The organism is Candidatus Hydrogenedentota bacterium (assembly GCA_019695095.1).
Taxonomy (GTDB): Bacteria; Hydrogenedentota; Hydrogenedentia; order Hydrogenedentales; family SLHB01; genus JAIBAQ01.
This window is the reverse complement of sequence record JAIBAQ010000363.1, coordinates 1-3,143: the sequence shown is the minus strand read 5'-3', so window position 1 is coordinate 3,143 and position 3,143 is coordinate 1. Positions and strand designations below refer to the sequence as shown.

Annotated in this window: 3 protein-coding genes; all 3 read right to left on the bottom strand. The window is 55.8% G+C overall.

Translation table 11 applies throughout. From position 1 onward, the window contains the following. Nucleotides 1-1,057 (bottom strand): tyrosine-type recombinase/integrase (locus K1Y02_26400; GenBank protein ID MBX7259913.1); only part of this gene is annotated, 1,057 nt, incomplete at its 3' end. Continuing rightward, nucleotides 1,044-1,364, bottom strand: a complete 321-nt coding sequence (locus K1Y02_26395; GenBank protein ID MBX7259912.1) for a helix-turn-helix domain-containing protein — start codon at nt 1,362-1,364, stop codon at nt 1,044-1,046. The genes K1Y02_26395 and K1Y02_26400, both read right to left, overlap by 14 nt. 1,671 nt (nt 1,365-3,035) lie before the next feature. Next, nucleotides 3,036-3,143: integrase core domain-containing protein (locus tag K1Y02_26390; protein ID MBX7259911.1), on the bottom strand; the 108-nt coding region annotated here is incomplete at its 5' end.

The following is a 3,143-nucleotide window of genomic DNA, read 5'->3' as shown; positions in this document are numbered from 1 at the left end:
CAGAAATCGCCCCTTGTGCTAAATTTGTGCTAACCCGTTTTGGTCGGCACTCATCCAGCACATTCACACCTTCTCTCAGACTTTCCGGCGAGTGATGCGCATAGCGTTGCGTCATCAAATTCGTCTTGTGCCCGAGCAGCCGTTGAACTTTGTACAAGTCCACTCCGCGCTGTACGAGTCGTGTGGCGAAGGTATGCCGCATGTCGTGAAACCGGAAGTCTGGAATTCCGGCCCGATTGCGCGCCTCACAGAATTCTCGAACTAGAAACCGTACCTGCAGGAGATTGCCGAGCGGAGTCTTGAAGACTGGCCCACGTGAGAGGCCGGTTAAAGCCTGTTTCGCGGCCAGGAGTTCATAGACCTTGGCATTCAAGGGAATGGTCCGGCGTGTGCCGTTTTTGCTTTGCATCACGATCAGCGTGCCGCGTAAAAAATCCACCTCCTGCCATTGCAGGTTGAGGATCTCGCCTTGGCGCATGCCGGTATTGAGTGCAAAGACCATGACTTCTCTCAGCCAAGGAGACGAAACGGACATAAGCCGTTCTTCTTCATCTGCCGTCAGCCAGCGATCCACCTCGTTCCGCACTTGTTCCATGGAAACCCGGTGCATTGGGTTTTCCCGGCACCATTCCCATTCCCGCATGGCGAGGTTGAAGGCATGCCGGACAAGTTGGAGCTCCTTGTTGATGGTCGCTGGAGCCGCTTGTTCTATCCGACGCTGAGCCTTGTAGCCCGCGAGCAATTTTGGGCTGATCTCAGAGAGCATCTTCTTCCCGAAGATGGGTAAGAGGTGGGTTAACGCGGCCTGATCTCGAAGCCGACTCTTTGGAGCCTTCAAACTGGCCCGCTCTGCAACGTACCGGTCCATCATCTCCTGAAATGTCCGGTTCTGTTCTTCCAGTCGGTCGAAGTGTCGGCCTTCGATTAACTTGATCTTCACTTTGCCGAGAATGGCTTCGGCTAATCGACGATCCGTGGTGTCGGTACTGCGACGGACTTGCCGGCCATTATGAATAAAGCTCATCCACCATACTTTGTTGCGCTTAAACAGCCCCATCCTGCTCCCCCTTCCTGATGAGGCCTGATTTCGGTCTGGTTTCCCCGTGGCGAGAAGTATAGACCTCACGTTTGGCACTCGCAATCAGGGCATCCACGTCGGTTCGGGATGCGTCAGGACGCAGATCGGGCAGGGGAGGCGTGAGGCCGGTGGGACAGGACGCTAGCCAGGTATCAATTTCCGCACGTTCGAAGCGTACCAACTTGTGGAGACGCTTACAGGGGATCTTCCCTTGTTTCGCCCAGGCGTAGAGGGTCGTCGGATTCACTTGCAGCTCGTGGGACAGATCTTTGACCGTTAACAACATCTGGCCGTATTACCAGGGGCGTCTTACGACACCCCCGGCCCCCCTGTTGCGCTCGCGTCGGAACGCCAGCGCCGGTTATGGTGGCGCACCGCGCGTTGGAGCACAGGGCGAGCCTTCGGACACCCTTCAGTCACGCCCCCTGCTACCACCGCGCCGCCGCGCACTTCGGAATTCTGCCCCGCCCCCGTGTGTCAGTAGGGGGGTGGGGCTACGGTAGTCCATTACCGTCCGAGCGTTTTCACCTGGTCCTTGGTCAATTCGACACCGAACTCGTGCCGGACACGTTCTAATCTCTCAGCCCATGGCACATTGTTGGCCTTCATCTCTTTCAAGACCGTGAAGAGTTGCCGCGCCGATTGATCGGGGCCGGACTTCGGAGCTGGAGAGGATGAAAGAGTTGACGGAGTATCTTTCGCCACAATAGACGGGGAGTGTGCTGCGGTGACAGGCGTGACAGGACCGCCCTTTCGTCGAGGCCGATTCCAGTAGGGACTTTTGCAGCGCGGGCACCGGCAGGGGGTACCGGTTCGGCGTGGGAGCCAGGCATGCTCACACCGATAACAACGTTGTGGGCTAATGGTAGCTAGCTTCATAATCCCTTCCGTATGCGAGCACTCATTCGCGGTGCCCGTATGTGAATACTCCCTTAGGAATTGATTATCCGACCGCTCTCTTCTCTATGTGGTTGATCCAGATATTGATTTTGAGGTCTGTAGACGCCAGATGCTATACGCTTGTTTGCAAGTAGCGCCCCCGTATTACCAAGTCGGGGGCGGGTCGGCTGCGCGCGCCGCCCGCTATCGCCGTCGGTCGCGCGCAGGCCGGCCTCGCCTCCTACGAGGGTGAGTCCATTGAGGCGCATTGCATCTCGAACTTTTTCGAGGTCAAACAAGTACATTTTGCAAAGGCGTTCATATGGGATACGTCCCGTCCGATACGCCCGTCGAATCGTTGTGACATGAACATCAAACCTTTCTGCTAATTCCTTGGCCGTGAGTAACATCCGTCAGACCACTCCTTTCTCACTTCTCAACATGGTGGGAACACTACGCGAGCATTTGGGATCTTGGGAACTATGCGTATGCATGCTTATGTGTGCTTTAGTGCGCTTTCCTGTGCTTTTGTGCGCATCGACGCTGAGAGAACCTTCATCAAGTCTGCACGACAGCGGGCGGAATTTAACGTGAGCGTAGAGACAGAACACCAATAGGCCAGACGAATCGGAATGATTATTATTAGTTATGGCTGTGGAATGACCGAGACGAACGGAGCCGAACTGGAAGGAACGAGGAATAGTGGAGACGTATAACCCGAATAGTAAGCGTGACGGGAAAATGGCTCAGGCCGATTTACTTGCAATAGGGCCGCTTAGCCCTGGGTCACGACGGGACCAATCAGGCTGGATGTGTTCCGTCTTGATTCAGGGTTCTAAACGCTTCGCTAAGGAAATGGCAGAGGGAGTATCGCAATTACTACCAGCCCGAACGAATGACCAATCCGAGGATCTAATAGCTTGGACTGGTCGAGTTATTAATGAATACGGGCACATCGCCCAACATTGTTTTAGCGGATCTCCGCGCCCTGCCTTGAGGGGAATCGGGCTTCCATGCCGCCGCCCAAACCTGCTCTGCCTCGGCTCCCTGCCGCAACGCCTGTAGTGCTCCCCTGAAATCAAGCCACCTGCGTGAGTTGTTGCGCCCGATATTGAACCGGGCTCTGATAGCCCAAGGCCTGATGCGGGCGCTCCTGGTTGTACCACTGCATCCAGTCCCGAATGAC

Excerpts from the sequence above, each read along its gene's own strand:
- K1Y02_26395 (MBX7259912.1), bottom strand. The coding sequence starts at position 1,364 with ATGTTGTTAACGGTCAAAGATCTGTCCCACGAGCTGCAAGTGAATCCG.